Source organism: Halalkalibacterium halodurans, from assembly GCF_004376175.1.
Lineage (GTDB): Bacteria > Bacillota > Bacilli > Bacillales > Bacillaceae_D > Halalkalibacterium > Halalkalibacterium halodurans.
This window is the reverse complement of the sequence record NZ_SNUY01000012.1, coordinates 14,394-38,443: the sequence shown is the minus strand read 5'-3', so window position 1 is coordinate 38,443 and position 24,050 is coordinate 14,394. Positions and strand designations below refer to the sequence as shown.

Genomic DNA, 24,050 nt, shown 5'->3' with positions numbered 1-24,050 from the left:
GCTTAATGGCAGAAAACAGAGGAATTACGGAAGCAGACTTGGAAACAATGTCGTGGATGATGCGGGCGACAGTGGAGAATCCGTGGTTTGGGTTCTTAGGGTATTTGTTGATCATCGTGCTAGCGATCCTCGTGTTTAACTTAGGGTTTGCACGAAAGCTATCCCCCCTAAAAACGGTGATCGTTTATACCCTCCTTATCATTGGCTGTTTCGTCTTATGGTTTTTGGAATTTTTCTTTTCCGCACCTATGACGCTCGTCCTGATCATCTCAAGTCTCGTCCTTGGTGCATATCGTTTTCGGCTGCACAAGCATCGGAAGAAGGAGCAATCGAACGGACCGTCGTAAGAACAGCAGAGGGTGCTAGTCGGTAGCCTCCAGGCAAAAATGTACTTCTAACTATGAAAGCCTTGGCTATAGCCAAGGCTTTTACTCATGATTCGCAGTCATAGGTTGTTTGTTTTCGGTTTTTGTTCGTTTTTTTCGTAATACGCTCTTTACATTCGTCACACATATACGTGTGAATCGGACGATTTCGGAGCTTTTTCGCTAACGGCAGGTCGTCGTCCAGTAAATCAATTCGTTCACATAGTACACATTTGACACGCACGGTTATCACCTCAAATTCTCCTCTTTCTATTGTACGAGCATTTGCAAAAAAAATAAATGCATCAGCAAAATCTATTTCATCTTCTTAAAAAAATGGGTATAGTATAAATGAAAAGCGTTTCTGAAACGATAGGAGGTTGGGTCATGGCGAACCGAGTGGAACGATGTTTAACCGATGAACTGTTACCACTATTGAAAGGAGAACGCTTTGTCACGCTTTCGACTGTTGACTGGGAAACGGGAGCCCCCATTGTTCGTGCCATCTCCTGGGTATTTGCGCCAGCAAATGATCGGGTACGCATGGCGGTGGATAACCGTTCGAGAATTGTAGCTAATGTGAAAAAGACACCTGCTGTTACCTTGTTATTAGTAGGGAATGGCTCAGCCTATTCCATTTCTGGTCATGCGACAATTGTGGAGGAAAGCTTGGACAATGTTCCGCTAAAATTAGCACTCATTGAAATGAACATTCATGAAGTGCGTGATGTGATGTTTTATGGTGCAAAAATCGTAAGTGAACCAATGTATGACAAAACGTATGATGAAGAAGCAGCAGCCAAGTTAGATGGTCAAGTGATGGCTGCTTTACAACAAGCCTAGTGAAGAAAACTGGGCTTTTTCTATTGGTTTCAGATCTTTCGTCTAACTTGCTGTTTTTGCACATACAACTAGTACTAACAGCTAACCACATCTTAGACCTATGCATATGTTACTAGTATAGAGTTGTCATAAATGATACTCCAGTCAGGAGGCGGAACGTTGAAAAAAACTTATGTCCTTGATACGAATGTGTTGTTACAAGATCCTCATGCCATCTTTGCTTTTCAAGACAATGAAGTGGTCATACCTGCAGTGGTCCTTGAGGAGGTTGATTCAAAAAAACGCTATATGGACGAAATTGGCAGGAATGCACGCCATTTCTCAAAGTTAATTGATCAGTTGAGGGGGTTAGGTAAGCTCCATGAAGGAGTTCCGCTCGAAAATGGAGGTAAGCTTCGCATTGAGCTAAACCATAAATCATACGAAAAAGTGAAGGATTCCTTTGCTGAGATGACAAATGATAATCGAATCATCGCAGTTGCTCTCAATTTGTCCCTCGAAGAAACGGACAAACCGAATGGCAATCAAGTGATCCTCGTAAGCAAGGATGCTCTTGTTCGCGTGAAAGCAGATGCTCTTAGGCTTAAGGCTGAAGATTTTCTAAATGATCGAGTGATCCAGTACGATCGAGGGTATACCGGTTACGCAGAATTATACGTCGATTCCAACGTCATTAAGCATTATTATGATCAAGGGGAAGTTGCTACTCGTGATGTGTCAAATCACCCGTTTTATCCTCACCAATTTATTATTATGAAAGATGCGCTTGGAGGTTCCAGTTCAGCGATTGGAAAAGTATCGCCAAACGGAGAAAAAATTAAGCCCTTCGTCTCAGAATTACAAGAGGTGTGGGGGATTCGCCCGCGAAATGTTCAGCAACGTATGGCGTTAGAAATGCTCCTGCATGAAGACATTAAATTAGTGACAATGATTGGGAAGGCGGGAACAGGCAAAACGCTCCTCTCCCTTGCCGCAGGACTTCTCCAAACGGAAGATTTCGGCTATTATAACAAGCTCGTTGTCGCTCGGCCCGTCGTCCCATTAGGAAAAGATATCGGGTTTTTACCTGGTGAAAAGGAAGAGAAACTTCGGCCATGGATGCAGCCGATCTATGACAATCTTGAATATTTATTCAATACGAAAAAGCCGGGAGAAATCGATCAAATTTTAGCAGGAATGGGTTCGATCCAAGTGGAGGCGCTCACGTACATTCGCGGTCGAAGCATACCAGATCAATTCATAATTATTGATGAAGCGCAAAATTTAACAAAACACGAAGTCAAAACAATTTTAACCCGTGTGGGGGAAGGAAGTAAAATAGTGCTAATGGGTGATCCAGCGCAAATTGACCATCCTTATCTGGACGAATCGAACAATGGACTAACGTATGTCGTCGAATCATTTAAATCTCAGGCCATCAGCGCCCATGTCAAGCTCGTGAAAGGGGAACGTTCAGGGCTAGCACAGCTTGCAGCCGATCTTCTCTAGCGAAGAATACCCCTGACATCTCACAAATGGTCAGGGGCATTCGCTTTTCGTTTTTCGATTCTATAAGATCAAAATATCTTTAACTTACGCTAAATCGAATGACATTTGTGATCGGAGTGGATTCATTAGAGCCATCGCCGAAATATACATGGACAGGGCCATCCTCGCGTAGCGGACTCCCATTCTTAGCAAAGCCTAAAATAAACTGTGCAGCTTCGTCAATTGGAAAAGAATGTTCATTTCCGTCCGCACAGACAACAGTAACCGTTTTTGCATCTGAATCAGGCTCCGAATTTTTTAAAAACGGCATGAACGGCATACCGAACGAGCCGTGGATTAGCTTTTGTTTTTCGTATCTAATGACATTCCCATTCGTATCAGGACGAGGAGGCTCAGATCCTTCCGTAATTTCCTTATCCCACTGCTTAGAAATCGCTTTTTTGTAAGCTGTCATTTCGTCTTCTTTCGTCGCGAGCTCTTGAAAATAAGTGGTTAAATCGACTTTTCGTTCGTCAAAAATCCAAACGGTTGGGTCAATGGTTAGTGGATGGTTCACGTTTCCTTCAATAAAAAATACAAACTCTTCCATGAATCGGTCTCCTTTCTGTCGCCTTTTAGTATAAGCGCTTTCTTTCTTTTTGTCATGTGACGTCCTTTGAAAAATGAACGTTTGTTAGTGGATTGCGCTCGTTTCGGTCATCCTAGAAAAAGGACGACGAAAAGGAGTGTAGCCCATGTGGAAGCAGGATGAGACGCTGGAGCAAATTGTATTAGAATGCAAAAAATATACGGAAGAGGGTACCGTTGCTTCTTATATTCCAGCGCTAGCAAAAGCTGATGTCTCAACATTAGGCATTGCGATTTATCGCGGTGGAGACGAGCAAGTAATAGCTGGAGATGCGGACGAGAAATTTACTTTGCAAAGCATATCGAAGGTCATTGCCTTAGCGTTAGCTTTATTGGATGTAGGAGAAGAAGCGGTATTTTCCAAAGTAGGGATGGAACCAACAGGGGACCCTTTTAATTCGATTTCAAAGCTGGAAACGAGCGTCCCCTCAAAACCGTTAAACCCGATGATCAACGCGGGTGCGTTAGCCGTTACAAATATGATCATCGGTGAAACGACGGAGCAATCGCTAGGCAGGCTGCTCTCGTTTATTCACGAACTAACCAAAAATCCAACGATTACGTACAACCTTGAAGTGGCTCAATCTGAATTTGATACGGCTTTTTTAAACCGTTCATTAAGCTATTTTTTGAAACAGCATGGTGTGATTCAAGCGGATGTGGAACAGCTTCTGGATTTATACACGAAGCAGTGTGCGATTGAAATGTGTTGCTCCGATTTGGCGCGCATAGGCTATGTATTTGCCAATGAAGGGAGAGACCCTGATACTGGGCAGCGGATTGTTCCTCTTCATGTTGCCCGAATCATTAAAACGTTCATGGTCACATGTGGAATGTACAATGCCTCAGGCGAATTCGCCATCCGTGTGGGCATTCCAGCAAAAAGCGGAGTATCTGGTGCAATACTTGCATTGGTCCCGAATAAGTATGGAATTGCCGTTTACAGTCCTGCACTAGACGAAAAAGGAAATAGTCTAGCTGGAATTAAATTACTAGAAACGCTCTCTTGCCGTGAAGAATGGAGTATTTTTTGAATAGAGACTGCCTTATAGGAAGATAGCAAATGAAAATCATTGCAATTTGGACATTAAAAAGATAGTATAAACGTAAGGAGATCTTTTGTTAGGAGGGGACTACATGTCTGCTGAGACCGTTACAGGACATAATGAAAAAGCTTACGCCCTTCTTAAGTCCGATGCGGAAAAAATTCGCAAACTTATAGAAGTACAGTTAGAAAACTTAACCATGCCTCAATGCCCTCTTTACGAAGAGGTTCTTGATACACAGATGTTCGGCCTTTCCAGAGAAATCGATTTTGCCATCCGCCTTGAGCTAATTGATGAGGAACAGGGAAAACAGCTCCTTTCCGAGTTGGAGCGGAAGTTGGCAGATTTACATGAGGCAACGGTTCGTAAATAACAAAAGCCGAGCTAATTTGTTAGCTTGGTTTTTGTTTTACACGTTAAAAAAGTATCAAATTTAAGTGTTAAGGTATAAGCGCAACTGCGGTCTGCTCCCCTTTAAAGGCTCGGTAATCGCCGAGGTTTCTAACACTAAACAAGTCACCTTAATAAATAGAAGAAAACCGCAAGACTTTTTCCGTTTTTAATTTATAAAAATTTAGATTTGTTTGAACAATCAAAAAAAGTTTTGCTATTCTTTCGTTTTTTTTTATAATAAGAAAGATAGACTTGCTACATTTCAAACAGTCAATGTTTGAATTTGTGTGAGTTTCCACTTAAAATAGACAAAAACGTATGGAGAGTAGTGGAGGAGGTAAGCATGGACGGATTAAAGAACATAAAGAAAGTGTTAGTTGCAAACCGAGGCGAAATTGCCATCCGTATTTTTCGCGCGTGTACGGAGTTACATATTCGTACAGTAGCTATTTACTCAAAAGAGGACACAGGCGCTTACCATCGCTATAAGGCAGATGAAGCTTACTTAGTAGGGGAAGGGAAAAAACCAATCGAGGCTTATCTCGATATCGAAGGCATTATCGAAATTGCCAAACGTCATGATGTGGATGCCATTCACCCTGGTTATGGATTTTTATCTGAAAATATCGAATTCGCGAAACGTTGCCATGAGGAAGGCATTATCTTCATCGGACCTGAGCTTGAACACTTGGTCATGTTTGGGGATAAAGTTCAAGCCCGTGAGCAAGCGATTAAGGCCAATTTGCCAGTCATTCCTGGAAGTGATGGTCCCGTTTCTAGCCTAGAGGATGTGAAAGCTTTTGCGGACAAGCATGGCTATCCGTTCATCATTAAAGCTGCTCTTGGTGGTGGGGGACGTGGCATGCGAATCGTTCGTTCTGAAAATGATGTTCAGGAATCATATGAGCGGGCAAAGTCAGAAGCGAAAGCTGCTTTTGGGAACGACGAAGTATATGTGGAGAAATTTATCGAAAACCCAAAACATATTGAAGTACAAATTCTTGCCGATAAACACGGCAACACCTTGCACTTGTATGAGCGCGATTGCTCTGTCCAACGGCGCCATCAAAAAGTTGTGGAAGTTGCCCCAAGTGTATCATTATCTGAAGATGTCCGTGAGCGCATCTGTCAAGCGGCCGTTCAGCTAGCAGAAAACGTTAATTATGTAAATGCTGGTACGGTTGAGTTTCTTGTTGACCGAGAAGGAAATTTTTACTTCATCGAAGTGAACCCACGGATTCAGGTAGAGCATACGATTACGGAAATGGTTACAGGAATCGATATCGTGCAATCCCAGCTCTTTATTGCTGACGGAGAGCATTTGCATGGGGACAGGCTTGGGATTCCGAAGCAGGAAGAGATCGTTTGCCATGGATACGCGATTCAATCTCGCGTGACGACAGAAGATCCAAGCAACGGGTTTTTGCCTGACACTGGCCGTATTAACGCCTATCGTTCCGGTGGTGGATTCGGTGTACGTCTTGACGCAGGGAACGGATTCCAAGGAGCTGTTATTACACCGTACTATGATTCGTTGCTCGTAAAAGTGTCAACATGGGCGCTGACGTTTGAAGGGGCTGCTGCAAAAATGCTGCGAAACCTTCGCGAGTTCCGAATTCGTGGAATTAAAACAAACATTGCGTTTCTTGAAAATGTCGTTCAGCATCGCCAGTTTTTATCCGGTGAATACAATACGTCCTTTATTGACCAAACTCCTGAACTGTTTGTGTTCCCTAAACGGAAAGACCGGGGGACGAAGATGCTTTCATTTATTGGTGAGACGATTGTCAACGGGTATCCTGGGCTTGAAAAAACGAAAAAACCGGTGTTTGACAAGCCTCCGGTTCCAAAGTTAAAGCTATCTGAACCGATACCAGACGGAACGAAGCAAATACTTGATCAGCACGGGCCAGAAGGATTGGCGAAGTGGGTCAAGGAACAAAAGCATGTTCTGTTGACGGATACGACGTTCCGCGACGCCCATCAGTCGCTCTTAGCAACGCGCGTTCGGACTTATGATTTAAAACAAATTGCAGAACCGACAGCAAGGCTACTGCCAAACTTGTTTTCCATGGAAATGTGGGGAGGCGCGACGTTTGATGTGGCCATGCGTTTCCTTCATGAAGATCCGTGGGAGCGTCTGTTAATCTTGAGGAAAAAAGCACCTAATGTTTTGTTTCAAATGTTGCTTCGCGCCTCCAACGCAGTCGGATACAAAAATTATCCAGACAATTTGATCCGTGAATTTGTCGATAAGTCAGCGAATGCTGGGATTGATGTGTTCCGTATCTTCGATAGTTTAAACTGGGTTGAAGGTATGAAGTTAGCCATTGAAGCGGTTGGGGAAGCAAATAAAATTGCTGAAGCTACGATTTGTTATACGGGTGACATTTTAGATTCGAGCAGACCGAAGTACGATTTGGCGTACTATAAAAAATTAGCGAAAGAACTAGAAGCAGCAGGTGCACACATTCTTGGAATTAAAGATATGGCAGGACTCTTAAAGCCAGAAGCTGCTTACCAACTAGTGGCAGAATTAAAGGATACGGTGACGATCCCCGTTCACCTTCATACACATGATACGAGCGGTAATGGTATCTTTACGTATGCTCGGGCCATTGAAGCGGGCGTCGATATCGTTGACGTGGCTGTAAGTTCAATGGCAGGTCTCACATCACAGCCGAGCGCGAATAGCTTATACTATGCACTAGCGGACTCTGAACGTCAACCGAATGTGAACATTACCGCACTAGAGCAATTAGCTGAATTCTGGGAAGAGACGCGGAAGTTTTATGCTGGATTCGAAAGTGGTATGAACGCACCACACACTGAGGTATACGAGCATGAAATGCCAGGTGGACAGTATAGTAACCTACAGCAGCAAGCGAAAGCAGTAGGTCTCGGTCATCGTTGGAACGAAGTGAAGAAAATGTACCGGACGGTGAACGACATGTTTGGAGATGTCGTCAAAGTAACGCCATCATCTAAAGTAGTCGGTGATATGGCCTTGTACATGGTGCAAAACGACCTGACCGAGGAAGAGGTTTATGAGAATGGTCATAAGCTTGACTTCCCTGATTCAGTTGTTGAGTTTTTTGAAGGACAGCTAGGTCAACCGTACCAAGGGTTTCCAAAGAAATTGCAGGAAATCATCCTGAAAGGACGGAAACCAATTACGAATCGCCCTGGTGAAAATATGGAGCCAATCCAATTTGAGGCGATTAAAGAAGAGCTATATAACAAGTTGGATCGTCAAGTGACGAGCCATGACATTCTATCATATGCTCTTTATCCAAAAGTCTTTATGGAATTTGAACGGTTCCGTCAAACATTCGGAGATGTCTCGGTTCTTGATACACCTACCTTCTTCTATGGTTTACGTCCAGGTGAGGAAATTGAAGTGGAAATCGAACAAGGGAAAACATTAATTGTAAAATTTATTTCCCTTTCCAAGCCACAGGATGATGGAAACCGGATCGTTTACTTTGAATTGAACGGTCAACCACGGGAAGTGTTGATTAAAGACCAAAGCGTGAAGACGAGCATTATTTCTCGTCCAAAGGCCGATAAATCAAATCCTAATCATATCGGAGCGTCCATGCCAGGAACGGTTGTGAAGGCTCTTGTTGAAAAGGGTGACAAAGTGAAGCAAGGAGATCATCTCATGATCACGGAAGCTATGAAGATGGAAACGACTGTACAAGCCCCATTTGATGGAGAAGTTGTTGCCTTGCATGTGAAAGACGGAGATGCGATTCAAACAGGTGATTTACTAATCGAAGTGAAAGAGCTATAAGCTTTATAAAAGAACAGCCCCCTTATCCTAGCATTCGTTAGGATAAGGGGGCTGTTTGTGTTCCCTTTCTTTAAAAGGGGACAAAGGAGAAGAACGTGCTTCTCGCATAAAGGTTTGGATAAAGGATGGCAAGCGATAGGTAAAACGATTTATAAGAAAGGTTGTATTTCGCACCTTTAGGATGAACTGATGCGTTTACATGCTAGGAAAACGGATTTGGGACTGTCCTGACGTGTAGCCTAATTATGAAAGGAAATGTGACAATTGTCAGGGGGATCTGTTTTTTCTCCAAATGCTGAGAATTTTTTAAGTGTCGAAGTAGGGAGAGTTGCAAATAACTAGGAGGTTTTCTGAAACTATTGCTCCCTATTCTATAAAGAAATATAGGTTTATTTTCATATTTATTGGGAACATCATTGACGATGATTATCATTATCAATTAAAGTATGTATGTGAGTTGGTAATGATAATCATTATCACTAGGTTTATCAACATAGCATGATATAAAGGGGTGTACGCAAATGGATGTAATCGCTCAAGTAACAGCTACAAATCAACAATTCTTATCGCAACAAGAGAAACGGGAGTCAAGTGCAAGGTCTTATCCAAGACGGTTACCACTTGCGATTCAAAAAGCGGAAGGGATTTGCGTAACCGATATGAACGGCAAGCAATTCATCGATTGCTTAGCAGGTGCAGGAACGCTTGCGCTTGGTCATAATCATCCGGTGATTCGCCAAGCGATTGAAGGAGTGTTAGCATCATATGTCCCTTTACATTCACTTGATCTAACGACACCAGTGAAGGAAGCTTTCGTCGATGAAGTATTCGCTTCGTTGCCTGAGTCATTTGCGAAAAAAGCAAAGATTCATTTTTGTGGACCAACGGGGGCAGACGCTGTTGAAGCGGCCGTTAAGCTCGTAAAGACAGCGACAGGGAATAGAGCGATGCTGTCATTTCAAGGCGGCTACCACGGCTCTACACACGGTGCCCTTAGCTTGACCGGGACGACTGATCCGAAAAAGCGCATCCATGCTCTAATTCCAGATACGCATTTTCTTCCTTATCCATATGAATACCGCTGCCCGTTTGGAATCGGGAAGGACGGACATCGTGTCAACAGTACATATCTCGAATCCCTTCTCGATGACCCAGAAAGTGGACTGGTCAAACCAGCTGGCATCATTGTGGAAGTTGTACAAGGGGAAGGGGGATCGATCCCAGCACCAGTTGAATGGTTAAAGGAATTACGCCGGATGACATCAGAGCGCAACATTCCACTTATTATTGATGAAGTCCAGACTGGTATCGGCCGTACTGGGAAAATGTTTGCCTTTGAACATGCTGGAATTGAGCCAGATGTTTTAGTTTTATCGAAAGCCATTGGCGGAAGTCTTCCTCTTTCCGTGGTCCTTTATGATCGCAAGCTTGATCAATGGGAGCCAGGTGCCCATATTGGAACCTTTAGAGGCAACCAAATGGCAATGGCAACAGGACGGGCGACACTACAATATATCAAAGAGAACCAAGTACCAAAGCATGTGCATGAGTTGGGGCAATATGTGAAGGATCAGCTTTCGTCGATCCAATCAAGCATGCGCTCTATTGGTGATGTGAGAGGGCGTGGTCTTATGATCGGTGTTGAAATCATTGATCCACGAATACAACCAAATGCAATTGGGAGTTATCCTGCTTATGGCGAGTTAGCAAAGGCGATCCAGCGTCATTGCTTTGAACGGGGACTAATTTTAGAAGTAGGTGGACGGTTTAGTAGCGTTATTCGTTTCTTACCGCCATTGATCATTACGAGAGAACAACTCGACGATGTCCTGGAGCGTTTCTATGATGCTACGGTTCAAGCAGAAATAGAGTTCGGAATAAGATAGAAGGTGATGACAATCGATACGAACTTTTCAAAATGGTTTCTCCAGCCGAGTAAAGAAAGTGCGCAAATGTATGAGACGGTCATGCAACGAGCACTCACACTAGTCGTAGAGCATATGAAGGAAGCGGCAAATCCTTTTTCTGGGGCTGATCGTCACTCGATCCAACAAGCGGTGAAGGACGCTGCATTTATATCCTATTCTGGCGAACCAATTGACGGAGTGATCCGAGCGATTCAAGAAGGGGTCATGAAGCATTCTCTATGGATTTCCCATCCTTCCGCAATGGCGCATTTACATTGTCCACCGCTCTTACCATCGCTAGTAGCAGAAGTCGTAATCAATGCGCTAAATCAATCGATGGATTCTTGGGATCAAAGTCCATCCGCCACCTATGTGGAAACAGAATTGCTCCGCTTCTTTACGAGGTCGATCGGTTATTCTGACTTAGGAGATGGCGTGTTTACGAGTGGTGGTACACAGTCCAACTACATGGGCATGCTCCTCGCACGAAACAAAATATGCGAGTCAGCCTTTGCTACAAACGTGCAAGAGGAAGGACTCCCAGTTGACGCGCGAAAATTGCGGATTCTTTGTTCGCAAGAAGCTCATTTCTCTGTACAAAAATCTGCTGCCCAACTCGGCTTAGGGGCTAACGCTGTCGTCCAAGTAGCGACAAATGAGCGGCAGCAACTTTGCGTGAATGAAACAAGGCAGACAATCAATGAGCTGAGGCTGAAAGGGCTTATCCCATTTATGATCGTTGCGACAGCCGGAACGACCGATTTTGGTAGCACCGATAAGCTTAGAGAGATCGCTGAACTTGCGAGAGAGCAAGAGCTTTGGCTACATGTGGATGCCGCATATGGTGGGGCATTGTTGTTTTCCCGGCAATATGGCCACTTGCTAAACGGTCTACATTTGGCTGACTCGATTACGATCGATTTTCACAAATTTTATTATCAATCGATTAGTTGTGGTGCTTTCTTTGTCAAAGACAGGCACGAGTTTGAACGGATTCGTTTTCACGCCGACTACTTAAATCCGGAAGAGGACAAAGAAGCGGACATTATTAATTTGGTCGAGAAAAGTGTGCAAACGACGAAACGCTTCGATGCTTTGAAGTTATTGGTGACCTTTAAATGGATGGGGACCGAACAGTTTGGGCAAATGATCGATTACACGATCCAGCTTGCCAAGGAGACAGGCGAGCTGCTTAGACGATACGGATTTGACGTATTAAATGACCCAGAATTAAATGCTGTCGTGTTTCGTTATGTACCAGAGTGCCATCGTGACGATCAGAGCTATGTTGATCAGCTCAACCTTACTCTTCAACGCCATTTTTATGAGCGGGGAGATCTCATTATGGCGAAAACGAAACAGAGAGGCCATGTGTACTTAAAATTTACAATGCTGAATCCGTTAAACACGATTGAGAACATGAAGACGCAGATCCAAAAAGTGAAGAAAGCAGGAATCGAATTTGAGAAAACACAAGGAGCGATTCGCCATGAACATGTCATCCATAGCTAATCACGTAACACTGCAAAACTTAATCAATTGCTATGTGAAGGAAACGGGGGAAGGGGAGTGGAAAGGCATTGATCACCTCCCGTTTCCTTTGAAGGAGAAGGATCTCTCGCAAGTGTTAGTTATTTCCTTTCGTCAGCAAGGAATTACGCTTTACATACCAGCCCGCTACCAATCGCCAACTGGACGACACTTGTTTTCGTCTGAGATGTTTTATCAAGTGGATGGTAGAGTAAAAACCCTCGATTACGTTACATTTTTATCGTTCATGCAAAAGGAGCTTTCTGAAACATCTGAACACCCGGTGGATGGGGATGAATTATTGGTTCGAACGGTGCTTAGCAATCAAGCCTTAAAGCGAATTTTCACTCATCGAACAGACAGTATGACAGAGTGCTATCAAGTGGAAAAAACGTTTCTCCAATCGGAACAATCGCTGCTTATCGGGCATCAACTCCATCCGACGCCGAAAAGCCGGCAAGGGATCGATGAAGATGAAGAACTGTTGTTTACTCCAGAGCGGAAAGGAAGCTTTCAATTACATTACTTCCGGGTGGCTTGCGAGCTTGTAGATGAGAAGTCTGCTTTGGCAGACAGTGCCTCCGAGCTAATTAAACACGATCTATTGCATGATCCGAACGTGCAAGATTCATTTAAAGCATCCTATTGTCAAGCGGACGATTATGTCTTGCTCCCGGTTCATCCGCTACAAGCAAGAAAGCTGCTAGGGAAAAAAGAGATAGCCGACCTCATTCAAGCAGGAAAGCTTTCTTACCTTGGTCCACAAGGAAGGGCGTTTTATCCTACGTCTTCTCTAAGAACTGTCTATCATCCAGAGGCTGAGTATATGTACAAGTTTTCCATCCCTGTGAAAATTACAAACTCGCTTCGGGTGAACAAGCGAAAAGAGTTGGCGCGCGGGGTGGAGGTAAGTGAACTGTTGAAAAATGGACTGTATGATCAGCTTAAAGCTGAGCACCCAGCCTTCAACATCGTGCAAGATCCTGCGTACATCACGTTGTCGCTAGACTCAGAAGAATCTGGGCTTGAAACGGTCATTAGAGAAAACCCCTTTCGCCAAGGAGGAGAAGAGCGTACTACCTTACTAGCCGCGCTTTGTCAAGATTCGATCCAAGGAAATTCCCACTTAACGAATCTAATGGTAGAGCTAGCGAAGCAGAAGAAGATTTCCGTTACAGAGGCAAGCAAATGGTGGTTTTCCCGCTATTTAAACGTAAGCTTGCGACCGTTGTATTGGTTATATGCTACACATGGTATCGCATTAGAGGCACACCAGCAAAATTCCATTATTAAGCTAGACGCCAAAGGGCTACCATCTCTTTTCTATTATCGGGACAATCAAGGCTACTACTTTATGCAATCAAAGGCTGAGACGTTGAAACAATTTGTTCCTACATTAAATGAGCAAAGTGATACGATATGTTCCGATGCAGTAGCAGAAGAGCGCTTCCGTTACTATGTGTTCTTTAACCATTTGTTCGGTTTGGTTAATGCTTTCGGTACGAATCGTTTGATCGATGAAGAGCAGCTGCTTCACATCTTGAGAGAGGAGCTTACCCTCTTACGCCAGCAGTTTGGAGACCCGACGAATCTCGTAAATTCATTATTGCACGAAGAAATGCTCCCGTGCAAAGCCAATTTGCTCACAAGAATTCACGATATGGATGAGTTAGAAGGATCGTTGGCTACCCAATCGGTATATGTTCCTGTGCCGAATCCACTCGTTGTTATGGCCGGTGAGCTTCATGAAATGTAACGATAAGCTTGTACCGTTTGAAGTGTTCGATCATGTAGTCAATAAGAAGCTTTCCTTTCGTCATGTGACCATGGACGATGTGGACATGCTCCATAGCTGGATGCACGAAGAACACGTCATTCCATACTGGAAGCTAAATATACCTCTGGTCGACTATAAAAAGCACTTACAAACGTTTCTTAACGATGACCACCAAACATTAATGGTTGGGGCAATAAATGGTGTCCCAATGAGCTATTGGGAGTCGTATTGGGTAAAAGAAGACATCATTGCCAATTATTATCCGTTTGAGGAACACGATCAAGGGATCCATTTGCTCATAGGACCGCAGGAATATCTTGGACAAGGCCTGATCTATCCGCTGCTGCTTGCCATTATGCAGCAAAAGTTTCAAGAGCCTGATACGAACACAATTGTGGCCGAGCCTGACCGAAGAAATAAAAAAATGATTCATGTCTTTAAAAAATGTGGTTTTCAGCCTGTAAAAGAAGTAGAGCTTCCTGACAAAATAGGGTTGCTTATGAAATGTGAACAGAATGTATTTGAGAAGAGGTGGTCCGATTGGAAAATGAACAAGTTTTAGATGTGTTTGGGGTCGGAATTGGTCCTTTTAATTTAGGATTGGCAGCCTTACTCGATCAGACAAAATGTAAGTCCCTGTTTTTCGATCTAAAATCTCAGTTTGACTGGCATCCAGGTATGCTTTTAGAAGGAACCACATTACAAGTTCCGTTTCTAGCTGATTTAGTGACTATGGTAGATCCGACGAGCCCATATACTTATTTAAATTACCTACATGAGCACAGACGTTTGTATCATTTCTATTTTTATGAAAAATTCCATATCCCACGGACGGAGTACAATCATTATTGCCAATGGGTAGCCGGACAGCTTCCTACTCTCCAATTTGGGGCCGAAGTGGAAAATATTGAGCAGTCAGCAAATGGGCGCTATGTTGTGACCGTGTTTGAGCGTGAACAAAACAGGCGATCAACATATGAGGCGAATCATATCGTACTTGGCGTTGGTACGAAACCGTACGTTCCGGCTGATTTTCGTCCGATTTTAGGTGAGCGAATCTTTCATTCTGGCGACTATTTAAATAGAAAAGAAGAAGTACTTAATGCCGGCTCCGTCACAGTAATTGGTTCGGGGCAGAGCGCAGCTGAGATTTTTTATGACCTCTTGAAGGGTCAGCAAGAACAAGGATACGAGTTGTCATGGTTCACACGCTCTAAAGGCTTTTATCCGATGGAATATTCCAAGCTCGGGTTAGAGCATTTTTCACCAGACTATACGCGCTATTTTTATCAGCTACCGAAAGAGAAGAAAAAAGCGGTTTTACAAAAACAAGACTTACTTTACAAAGGAATTAGCTTTCAAACGATTGCCGATATTTATGATCTGTTGTATGAACGAACAGTCGGAGGCGTGAAGCCGAAGGTTCATTTGCAGGCATTGACTGAGCTTGTATCGCTGGAAGCAGCGGGCGGTGCCTTTGACCTATTGTTACATCAAACGGAACAAAACAAGGAGAAGCAGGTGAAAAGTGAGGTCGTGATTTTGGCGACTGGTTATCGTCCAGCGATTCCAAGTTGTTTAGACGGCATCAGAGACCAACTAATATGGGATGAGGAGGGCCAATTAGTAATTGAAGAACATTATCGAGTCAAACAGCAAAAGGAAGGGGAGCACCATCTTTTCGTCCAAAATGGGGAGCTCCATACTCACGGTGTCGGTGCCCCTGACTTGGGGCTCGGGGCGCAGCGAAATGCAGCGATTGTAAATCAGCTGATCGGGGAAGAACGATATCGGACGCCAGCTTACAACGTATTTCAGCAGTTTGGCCTATAGAGGAACGGTATGACCAAGCAGGAAAAAGGGTTCATCTATAGCTGTCTACTATTAACCTTCATATCAGAAATGTTGCTATCGCCCTTTTATCCCCAGTTGTTTTCTCGTTTTTTTCAAGTGGACGGGGTGCAAGCAACGAGCTTATTCATTAGCTGTTGTCGTCTCGTCGTCATTTTATTAACGCCGCTGTGGGCATTATTAGCAAAACGTTGGTCCATCCGGACGTTCGTTGTTGTAGGTTTATCAGGTATGGCGGTAGGCAAGGTGCTTTTACCGACAAGTGCTAGCTTTCAACAGTTTTTGACGATTTCCCTTGCTTTGCTCGTGTTTCAAAGTAGCATGTATGTCCTTTATCCGATGGTCGTTGCAGCTAGCAAACAAGGAGCGGGAAAAATATCGGCGACAACTCGCTATTTGTTTATGTTTCATGGGAGTGTCATCGTGTCGGGCATTGCTGGAAGCTATATCATCACCCAACCGTTCCCGTTACATGTCTATTACTTGTTCGGCCTAGTGGATCTCATCCTGATCGTCATTTGCTGGTTCATCTTTTCAACAAAAGGTGCTGAGTTTTCAAGTGAACGAACGGAAATGGGAGGAAAGGAAAGTGTGTGGAAATTGGGTTTTGCCCTATATTCCTTGCTCGTCTTTCTGTTTTATACTGGCCACCATATGATTCGCCCCTACTTCACCATTTTTGTTGAATATAGCTATGACACGTCGGAACAAGTAATGAGTGTGCTTTATGTGATGCCAAGTCTCGTGGCGATTGGCCTTCAGCCTTTTTTACCGAAGGAATCACTTAAGGCCCGTCTTCATATGAGCCTTCTTTGCCTCACAGCGGTTACGGGTATTCTCCTCCTTCTACAAGTGGTCGTTGAAAGCATCGGGTGGTTTACCGTCATACGCATCCTTTACGGTATCTGTTTCTTTATTAGCCTCGCGGCGATCGACCTTCTTTTTTTTCAAACGAGAATTGGGAGGTCCTCTCCCTTGTCGTTTAGCCTTGTCACGTCGGTGCAAAATATCGCCTTACTTTTCGCGCCAATGGCAGCCGTTTTAATGGTGGAACGTCAAGGAATCGCAGGGCCATTTATTCTAAGCGGTATGCTGTTGTTCAGCTCGGCATTATGCGTCGCCCTGTTAGCGGTTCAATTCAATAAAGCGGAAATTTATCATCTGAAAAAGGGAGTGGAACAGCGTGACAATATGTAACACACCAATCCATATGTTAACGAATAACCATTGGGAAATAGTAGATCAAAAGCTGCTCGCGAAAATGTTGCAAGAATTTATGTATGAAAACATCATTTCCCCGACAGTGGTATATCAATCGGGAGATATTCATACGTATGAATGGACAGATAAACAGGGGACGGTTTACCGATTTGAAGCAAAGAAACGATTATTTGATAGTTATATGGTGGTAGCTGATCGTATTGAAGTTGTTTCAGCTAGTGAGATTGACATTCCTAAATCGCTGTTATTGCTAGTAAGCATCCAACAAGAGGGACAAATGACAAGCTCAACAGCCGGGCATTTAGTTAAAGAATATTTACATACGTTGGTCGCTGACACTCATTTACGAGAAAAATCAAAGCGGGCTGGGGAGCTGGCGTCATTGGATTACGCAGAGCTTGAAGGAGAAATGACCGGTCATCCTTGGATCACCTATAACAAAGGACGAATAGGCTTTAGCTACGATGATTATGTTAGCTATGCGCCAGAACAGCAAAAGAAAGTGAAATTATCTTGGATTGCCGTGCATCGGCAAATCAGCTCATTTCACTCCATTGAAGGGCTCTCCTATGATAATGTCATCACAGGAGAATTGAATGAAAAGACGCGGGCCCAATTTGTCAACGAGCTTGAGCGGGCGGGCGTTGAACCTTCAAATTATTATTTCTTGCCGATTCACTTGTGGCAATGGGATCATGTGATCGTCTCTCTATTTGCTGCGGAAATAGCGGGAAAAGAGATCATCCCTCTAGGAGAAGGTGATGATCAATACCTTCCACAACAATCGATTCGCACGTTTGTGAATGTATCTAATAAGAAAAAATATCATGTGAAGCTACCGATGAGCATTTTGAACACTCTTGTATACCGGGGATTGCCGAGTGAACGAACCGTGATTGCGCCTGAGGTAACGGCATTTATGAAAGGAATTCACGAACAGGATAATTTTTTGAAGGACGAATGCCGTCTCGGTTTACTAGGGGAAGTAGCTACAATGAATGTCGATCATCGAACGTTTACAAAGCTAAAAGGAGCTCCCTATCAATACTTAGAAATGCTCGGTGTCATTTGGCGAGAAAGTATTTATCAAGAATTGGAAGATGGTGAACAGCCGATTACTTTAGCTGCCTTGCTCCATGAAGACAGTGAAGGGACATCACTCGTCCAAACGTACATTGAAAAATCTGAGCTTACCGTCGAGCAGTGGGTGAAAAAGTTATCGTCGGCCATTTTAAATCCATTGCTTCATTATTTATATCAGTATGGTACGGTCTTTTCTCCTCATGGTCAAAATACCGTTTTAGTGTTGAAAGATTATCAGCCAGAGAGAATCATCATGAAAGATTTTGTCGATGATGTGAATATTAGTGATCAGCCGATTCAGGAGTTACAGGCACTCTCCCCCGAGTTAAAGAAAGTGCTGCGGAGCGAGCCGCCCGAAGGATTAACACAATTTATTCTGACCGGCTTGTTTATTTGTCACTTCCGCTATTTAAGTAACATTTTAGAAGACCAGTTGGGCTTTTCAGAGTATGATTTTTGGAAGATTGTTCGGGAGACGATTCTCACCTATCAACAGAGATTTCCTCAATTAGCTGAGCGGTTTGAGTTGTTTGACTTGTTGAGACCGGAATTCACGAAGCTAACGTTGAACCGAAATCGGATGTTTGATTACGGATATGAGGATGATGGGGATCGCCCACATGCGAGTGAGCACGGAACGGTGACCAATGCGCTTCATCAAGTGACAACAACAATCAAACAATAAGAAGCTTCATTCAGTGGAGACTTTCATCCTCTCGTTGAATGTTAGCCTAAGCCCACACGATGTGGCGAATGCAGTCTGTGTTGATTCACGCTTACCTCGTCTTCTTGTTGCCTCAAAGTCTTGAAGTAGAAGTCTTAGCGCTAGTTAATTGGGATAAAAGTGTACTTACGTAAATAGATTAAGGGAAGGCGGGGTGTCATGAGGAACATCTCGTCTTTTCAGTATGGTAAGCACGCTGTGCATGTTTAAAGACCTAGTAGAACTCCCATAATAAAAAGTGGCAGTTAAAGCAGCTGCCACTTTTTCTCGCAATAGGTTAAACCGCTTTGTTCCTTGATAAAATCATGACGATGTAACAAAGGGTTGTAAAAAGAATAGAAACAATGAGAGCGTGCATCATGGCGACGAAGAGCTCGTTCCCTGTAAGCACGATCGAGATGCCTGTAGCGTATTGGGTAAGGACAAGAATGACACAGAGAATATGGGTCCAGACGAGCGAGCGATAATGGCTGTATTTTCGCAATGTCCAGATGAGCGCAACCACGAGCAAAATGAGAAGAAGTGTTCCTGCCACGCGATGGAAGAAATGGGCTCCGACCGGACCTGATAGCATGGGAATCCATTGTCCGTTACAAAGTGGGAAATCCCCGCAGGCAAGCGTTGCTTGTGTATGCTTTACATAGGCACCGGTGTAAATGACAGCGTAACAATAGGCAAACACAGCGAGAATGTAGCCTTTGTACCCTTTTTTGACAATCGGAGCTGGTGGATTTGGTTTTCCGTCCTCGAACGCTAAGGTTGTGAGTAAGACAACGGTAGCAAGTGAAATGGCAGATATCCCAAAGTGAAGCGCTAGAATCGCGTGGGACTGTCCGAAAACGACGGCTCCGGCCCCTAATAAGCCTTGGAAAATAATAAATAAGACCGCTAAGATTGCCATGACTTTCGTTTCACGGATGTGTGAAAGTTTGCGCCATGCCCAAATGGCGAGAATGATGACCATCGCTCCTAAAAGGCCTGAGACAATTCGATGACTATATTCAATAATCGTTTCGATTGCAGGATTGGTAGGAATCACTTCACCAAAACAGAGTGGCCAAGTGGCGCCACAGCCTTCACCGGACTCTGTCTTGGTGACGAGCGCTCCTTGCATTAGGACAATCACCATCCCAATCGACGTGAGCGTGCCAAAAATCTTCAATGATCTATGCATGGATCTCACCTTTCTAAAAGTTAAAATAGAGAAAAAACAGTAAATGACTCTATAACGATCTTATGGAGTAGAAGAAAAAAAGTCAATTTCGTAACAGTGAACAAATAATGGAGGTTTCTAAATGTGAAGATCCTGTGAACCTTAGGATTTTGATGAAACGAGATAGATTTTGAGATATAATGTGTTTGTGTCATAATAAGGTGGAAAAAGTTCGCCTGCTTGTTTTGGCTTTTTTCGTTTGTTGGGGTGACGGTTAAAAGGGGGTGAAAGTTTGATGAATAAGCCGGATACGGCCATTGAGGCTGCGGATGTAATAGAAGCTGAAGCGAATGCATCATCGACGGTAGTGCAGCAAAAGTCTTGGAAAGATTATTTGACATTGGCTAAAACGGGGATTGTGACATCGAATCTTATCACAACCTTTGCTGGATTGTTTCTGGCTGCAACATACATTGGTGTCAGCTTATCTGACTATTTCTTGACGATCGTATGGACAATGGTCGGGGCAGCCCTAGTGATGGCTGGTGGTTGTACGTTAAACAATTACATTGATCGGGACATCGATCATTTAATGGAACGAACGAAGGATCGTCCGTCTGTAACAGGACGGTTTAGCGGACAGCACATTTTATGGACGGGATTTGTGCAATCGGCAGCTGGGATCTTTTTCTTGCTGTTAACGACGCCTGTCGCTGCTGTGATCGGATTCATCGGTTTGTTCGTTTATGTTGTGCTCTATTCCATGTGGACGAAGCGAACAACGACGCTCAACACCATTGTCGGTAGTATTTCTGGAGCAGTGCCTCCATTAATTGGTTGGTCAGCCATAGATGGGAGCTTGCATTCCTATGCATGGTTGATGTTTTTCATTATGTTTTTTTGGCAGCCACCTCATTTTTTAGCGCTTGCCATGAAACGTGTGGAGGAATATCGAAGAGCAGGAATCCCGATGTTACCTGTTGTTGCTGGCTTTGAGATGACAAAGCGACAAATGGTGATCTACGTCGTGGCACTGACCATCGTTTCATTGATGCTCTATCCATTCGGCATCATTTATACTACGGTTGCTGCCATCTTAGGGGTTGGCTGGTTAGCACTCGGTATCGCTGGATTTAAGATGAAGGATGACGTGAAATGGGCACGTCTCATGTTCGTGTATTCGTTAAATTATTTAACGATTCTTTTTGTTCTTATGGTCGTTGTCCATTTATAAATGGATGACGGCTATAATATAAAATTTCACAATTGTAGTGCTTAGCTACAAGGAGAAAGTGAGGTTTGATGGTTAGATGAAACTTTGGAAAACAGCGTTGCGCTTTCTTCCTTTATCACTCGTGGTCCTGTTTTTAGCAGGGTGTATGGGAGAAACAAACCTGACTGCGCTCGATCCACAAGGACCGCAGGCAGAATGGCTATTTGATAACATGCTTCTATCACTTTATGTGATGGCGTTTGTCAGCATTGTTGTCTTTGCAATCTTTTTTATCATCTTAGCTAGGTTTCGTCGCAAACCAGGGGATGATGAACTTCCGAAGCAAGTGCATGGAAACACAGCTTTGGAGATTACTTGGACCGTAATTCCGATTATTTTATTAACGATTTTGGCCGTACCGACGATTATAGGTACGTTCATGCTTGCGGATGTAGAACCAGATCCGGAAGTTGAGGAAGAAACGGTGACGATTACGGTTACAGGACACCAATTCTGGTGGCAATTTGATTATGAAGATGGATTTACTGCAGGTAACGATGTGTACATACCTGTCGGTGAGAAAGTCATTTTCGAATTGCATGCTTCCGATGTGATGCACTCATTCTGGGTACCGGCTCTAGGTGGTAAGGTCGATAACATTCCAGGCATTACAAATCATCTATGGCTGGAAGCTTCAGAACCAGGCGTTTATAAAGGGAAATGTGCCGAGCTCTGTGGAGCGTCTCACGGATTGATGGATTTTAAAGTGATCGCCCTTGAACGAGATGACTACGATGCGTGGGTAGAGGGAATGATGGAAGCGGATGCAGAGCCGGATACAGACGATATCCTTGTTCAGCAAGGTTATGAACTATTCGGAGCAGACGGACTAGGATGTATCGGCTGTCACGCCGTTGGCGGGTCAGGAACAGCAGCTGGTCCAACTCTAACGAACTTTGGAGATCGAACAACGATAGCCAATTTCCTTGAAAACAACGACGAAAATCTAGAGGAATGGATTCGTAATCCGAAGGCATTAAAGCAAGGAAATGACATGCCTGAATTCCCGGATGTCACTGATGAAGAAATGGAAGCATTAATCGCATACTTGCGATCACTATCTGTTCGAGAGCTTGATGAGTAAACCGGACTAAAGGAGGTAGACCTAATTGGCTACGGCTACGCAAAAGAAAGAAAAAAGCGTATTATGGGATTGGCTAACAACCGTTGACCATAAAAAGCTAGGCATCATGTATTTGATCGCTGGCGCGCTATTCTTCGTTAAAGCTGGGATTATGGCGCTATTTATGCGGATTCAGCTCATGTATCCACAAATGAATTTTATTAGCGGTCAAACCTTTAACGAATTCATTACGATGCATGGAACGATCATGCTCTTTTTAGCGGCCACACCGTTATTGTTTGCGTTTATGAACTTTGTCATTCCACTCCAAATTGGAGCTCGTGATGTGGCGTTTCCGTTCGTTAACGCCCTCGGGTTTTGGATTTTCTTCTCAGGCGGACTGCTTTTAAGCTTGAGTTGGTTTTTTGGCGGAGCACCTGATGCAGGGTGGACCGCGTATGTTCCTCTCTCCAGTCGTGATTATGCTGGACTTGGCTTAGACTTCTATGTCCTTGGCTTACAGGTGAGCGGGATTGGAACACTTATTTCAGCGATTAACTTTTTGGTAACGATCGTCAACATGCGTGCACCTGGTATGACGATGATGCGCTTGCCTTTATTCGTATGGACGTCGTTCATTTCGTCAACGCTTATTTTATTCGCGTTTACACCACTTGCCGCTGGACTTGCGTTACTAATGTTAGACCGTCTTTTTGATGGACAGTTTTTCATCCCAGAGATGGGCGGTAACGTCATCCTGTGGCAGCATATTTTCTGGATTTTTGGTCACCCTGAAGTATACATTCTCGTATTACCAGCATTCGGAATTATTTCTGAGGTTATTCCGGCATTCTCTCGTAAACGTTTGTTCGGTTACACAGCGATGGTCTTTGCTACAATGATTATCGCATTCCTCGGGTTTATGGTATGGGCCCACCATATGTTTACGGTTGGATTAGGTCCGGTAGCAAACTCAATCTTTGCGATTGCAACGATGACGATTGCTGTTCCGACAGGTATTAAAATCTTTAACTGGTTATTTACGATGTGGGGCGGTAAGATTACGTTTAATACAGCGATGCTGTTTGCATCTTCCTTTGTCCCAACGTTCGTTCTTGGTGGGGTTACTGGGGTTATGCTTGCGATGGCGCCTGTTGACCATTTGTACCACGATACGTATTTCGTCGTGGCCCACTTCCACTACATTATTGTCGGTGGTATCGTATCGTCCCTATTTGCAGGACTGTTCTATTGGTATCCGAAAATGTTTGGCCACAAGCTGAACGAAACTTTAGGAAAAATCTTTTTCTGGCTTTTCTACATCGGATTCCATTTGACGTTCTTCGTTCAACATTTACTCGGACTCATGGGAATGCCGCGCCGGGTATACACATACCTTGACGGACAAGGCTTAAATGAATTTAACTTTGTGAGTACGCTCGGAACGTTCTTAATGGCAGCAGGGGTGATTATTCTTGTCATTAATGTCATCTACTCTGCGTATAAAGGAGAGCGTGTAACGGTAGCCGATCCATGGGATGCTCGTACCCTTGAGTGGGCAACGCCAACACCTGTACCTGAGTACAACTTTGCCCAAACACCGCAAGTCCGTTCTCTCGATCCTTGGTTCTATGAGAAGGTGCATGGGGATGGAAAGATGAAGCCAGCAGAACCAATCCAACCGATCCATATGCCGAACGGTTCAATTTTACCGTTACTCATCTCTGTCGGATTGTTCTTTGCTGCTTTTGGTTTGATCATGCTTGAAATGGAAAACCCGATTATTAATCCGTGGATTGTCTGTATCGGTGGTTTCATCATTACGTTTGGTAGTATGCTTGCACGTTCAGTGAAAGAAGATCACGGCTACTACATTCCTGTTGAAGACATTAAAAAGGAGGTAGACTAAG

19 protein-coding genes are annotated in these 24,050 nt (G+C 43.9%); 16 read left to right on the top strand and 3 right to left on the bottom strand.

Annotation, left to right across the window (positions count from 1 at the left end; translation table 11 throughout):
* Positions 1-5: 5 nt before the first annotated feature.
* On the top strand, positions 6-347 hold the full coding sequence (locus E2L07_RS06060; protein ID WP_010898782.1) for a YlaH-like family protein: 342 nt from the start codon (positions 6-8) through the stop codon (positions 345-347).
* 85 nt (positions 348-432) lie between these two features.
* Here E2L07_RS06060 and E2L07_RS06055 read toward each other — a convergent pair whose 3' ends face one another.
* On the bottom strand, positions 433-609 hold the full coding sequence (locus E2L07_RS06055; RefSeq protein WP_083445615.1) for a YlaI family protein: 177 nt from the start codon (positions 607-609) through the stop codon (positions 433-435).
* 143 nt (positions 610-752) lie between these two features.
* Between E2L07_RS06055 and E2L07_RS06050 the strand changes: the two genes are divergently transcribed.
* Entirely contained in the window at positions 753-1,208 is a 456-nt protein-coding gene (locus E2L07_RS06050; RefSeq protein ID WP_010898781.1) for a pyridoxamine 5'-phosphate oxidase family protein, read from the top strand.
* A 159-nt stretch (positions 1,209-1,367) separates the two neighbouring features.
* Positions 1,368-2,696, top strand: a complete 1,329-nt coding sequence (locus E2L07_RS06045; RefSeq protein WP_175414329.1) for a PhoH family protein — start codon at positions 1,368-1,370, stop codon at positions 2,694-2,696.
* A 79-nt stretch (positions 2,697-2,775) separates the two neighbouring features.
* Here E2L07_RS06045 and E2L07_RS06040 read toward each other — a convergent pair whose 3' ends face one another.
* Positions 2,776-3,285 carry a hypothetical protein gene (locus tag E2L07_RS06040; protein WP_053430868.1) on the bottom strand — a complete coding sequence of 170 codons (510 nt, stop codon included), beginning with the start codon at positions 3,283-3,285 and terminating at the stop codon, positions 2,776-2,778.
* A gap of 145 nt (positions 3,286-3,430) precedes the next feature.
* On the opposite strand from E2L07_RS06040, the gene glsA reads away from it, so the two are divergent.
* The 10 genes from glsA (at position 3,431) to E2L07_RS05990 (ending at position 18,612) form a co-directional block, all read left to right on the top strand.
* Positions 3,431-4,357 carry a glutaminase A gene (glsA, locus tag E2L07_RS06035; protein ID WP_010898778.1) on the top strand — a complete coding sequence of 309 codons (927 nt, stop codon included), beginning with the start codon at positions 3,431-3,433 and terminating at the stop codon, positions 4,355-4,357.
* 103 nt (positions 4,358-4,460) lie between these two features.
* A complete protein-coding gene (locus E2L07_RS06030) occupies positions 4,461-4,742 on the top strand; it encodes an Fpa/YlaN family protein (protein WP_010898777.1) in 282 nt (93 codons plus the stop codon).
* A gap of 363 nt (positions 4,743-5,105) precedes the next feature.
* Positions 5,106-8,558 carry a pyruvate carboxylase gene (gene pyc, locus E2L07_RS06025; protein WP_134229127.1) on the top strand — a complete coding sequence of 1,151 codons (3,453 nt, stop codon included), beginning with the start codon at positions 5,106-5,108 and terminating at the stop codon, positions 8,556-8,558.
* Positions 8,559-9,079: 521 nt separating this feature from the next.
* Positions 9,080-10,444 carry an aspartate aminotransferase family protein gene (locus E2L07_RS06020; RefSeq protein WP_134229126.1) on the top strand — a complete coding sequence of 455 codons (1,365 nt, stop codon included), beginning with the start codon at positions 9,080-9,082 and terminating at the stop codon, positions 10,442-10,444.
* A gap of 6 nt (positions 10,445-10,450) precedes the next feature.
* Positions 10,451-11,977, top strand: coding sequence for a pyridoxal phosphate-dependent decarboxylase family protein (locus E2L07_RS06015; RefSeq protein ID WP_134229125.1), 1,527 nt, complete (start codon positions 10,451-10,453; stop codon positions 11,975-11,977).
* Entirely contained in the window at positions 11,955-13,751 is a 1,797-nt protein-coding gene (locus tag E2L07_RS06010; RefSeq protein ID WP_134229124.1) for an IucA/IucC family protein, read from the top strand. Before E2L07_RS06015 ends, E2L07_RS06010 begins: the two co-directional genes overlap by 23 nt.
* Positions 13,741-14,334 carry a GNAT family N-acetyltransferase gene (locus tag E2L07_RS06005; protein ID WP_134229123.1) on the top strand — a complete coding sequence of 198 codons (594 nt, stop codon included), beginning with the start codon at positions 13,741-13,743 and terminating at the stop codon, positions 14,332-14,334. The genes E2L07_RS06010 and E2L07_RS06005 overlap by 11 nt, the downstream gene beginning before the upstream one ends.
* Positions 14,313-15,605 (top strand): lysine N(6)-hydroxylase/L-ornithine N(5)-oxygenase family protein, encoded by a 1,293-nt coding sequence (locus E2L07_RS06000; protein WP_010898771.1) that lies wholly within the window; start codon positions 14,313-14,315, stop codon positions 15,603-15,605. Before E2L07_RS06005 ends, E2L07_RS06000 begins: the two co-directional genes overlap by 22 nt.
* 9 nt (positions 15,606-15,614) lie before the next feature.
* Positions 15,615-16,820, top strand: coding sequence for an MFS transporter (locus tag E2L07_RS05995; protein ID WP_134229122.1), 1,206 nt, complete (start codon positions 15,615-15,617; stop codon positions 16,818-16,820).
* 13 nt (positions 16,821-16,833) lie between these two features.
* Positions 16,834-18,612, top strand: a complete 1,779-nt coding sequence (locus E2L07_RS05990; protein ID WP_134229149.1) for an IucA/IucC family protein — start codon at positions 16,834-16,836, stop codon at positions 18,610-18,612.
* A 316-nt stretch (positions 18,613-18,928) separates the two neighbouring features.
* Here E2L07_RS05990 and E2L07_RS05985 read toward each other — a convergent pair whose 3' ends face one another.
* Positions 18,929-19,825 carry a COX15/CtaA family protein gene (locus E2L07_RS05985; RefSeq protein WP_053430876.1) on the bottom strand — a complete coding sequence of 299 codons (897 nt, stop codon included), beginning with the start codon at positions 19,823-19,825 and terminating at the stop codon, positions 18,929-18,931.
* A 274-nt stretch (positions 19,826-20,099) separates the two neighbouring features.
* On the opposite strand from E2L07_RS05985, the gene cyoE reads away from it, so the two are divergent.
* The 3 genes from cyoE to ctaD all read left to right on the top strand — a co-directional run bounded on the left by cyoE (position 20,100) and on the right by ctaD (position 24,049).
* Positions 20,100-21,038 (top strand): heme o synthase, encoded by a 939-nt coding sequence (gene cyoE, locus E2L07_RS05980; RefSeq protein ID WP_010898767.1) that lies wholly within the window; start codon positions 20,100-20,102, stop codon positions 21,036-21,038.
* A 76-nt stretch (positions 21,039-21,114) separates the two neighbouring features.
* The gene (coxB, locus tag E2L07_RS05975) at positions 21,115-22,161 is read left to right on the top strand and encodes a cytochrome c oxidase subunit II (protein WP_134229121.1); all 1,047 of its coding nucleotides are present in this window, start codon (positions 21,115-21,117) and stop codon (positions 22,159-22,161) included.
* 25 nt (positions 22,162-22,186) lie between these two features.
* On the top strand, positions 22,187-24,049 hold the full coding sequence (gene ctaD / locus E2L07_RS05970) for a cytochrome c oxidase subunit I (protein WP_134229120.1): 1,863 nt from the start codon (positions 22,187-22,189) through the stop codon (positions 24,047-24,049).
* Position 24,050 lies beyond the last annotated feature (1 nt).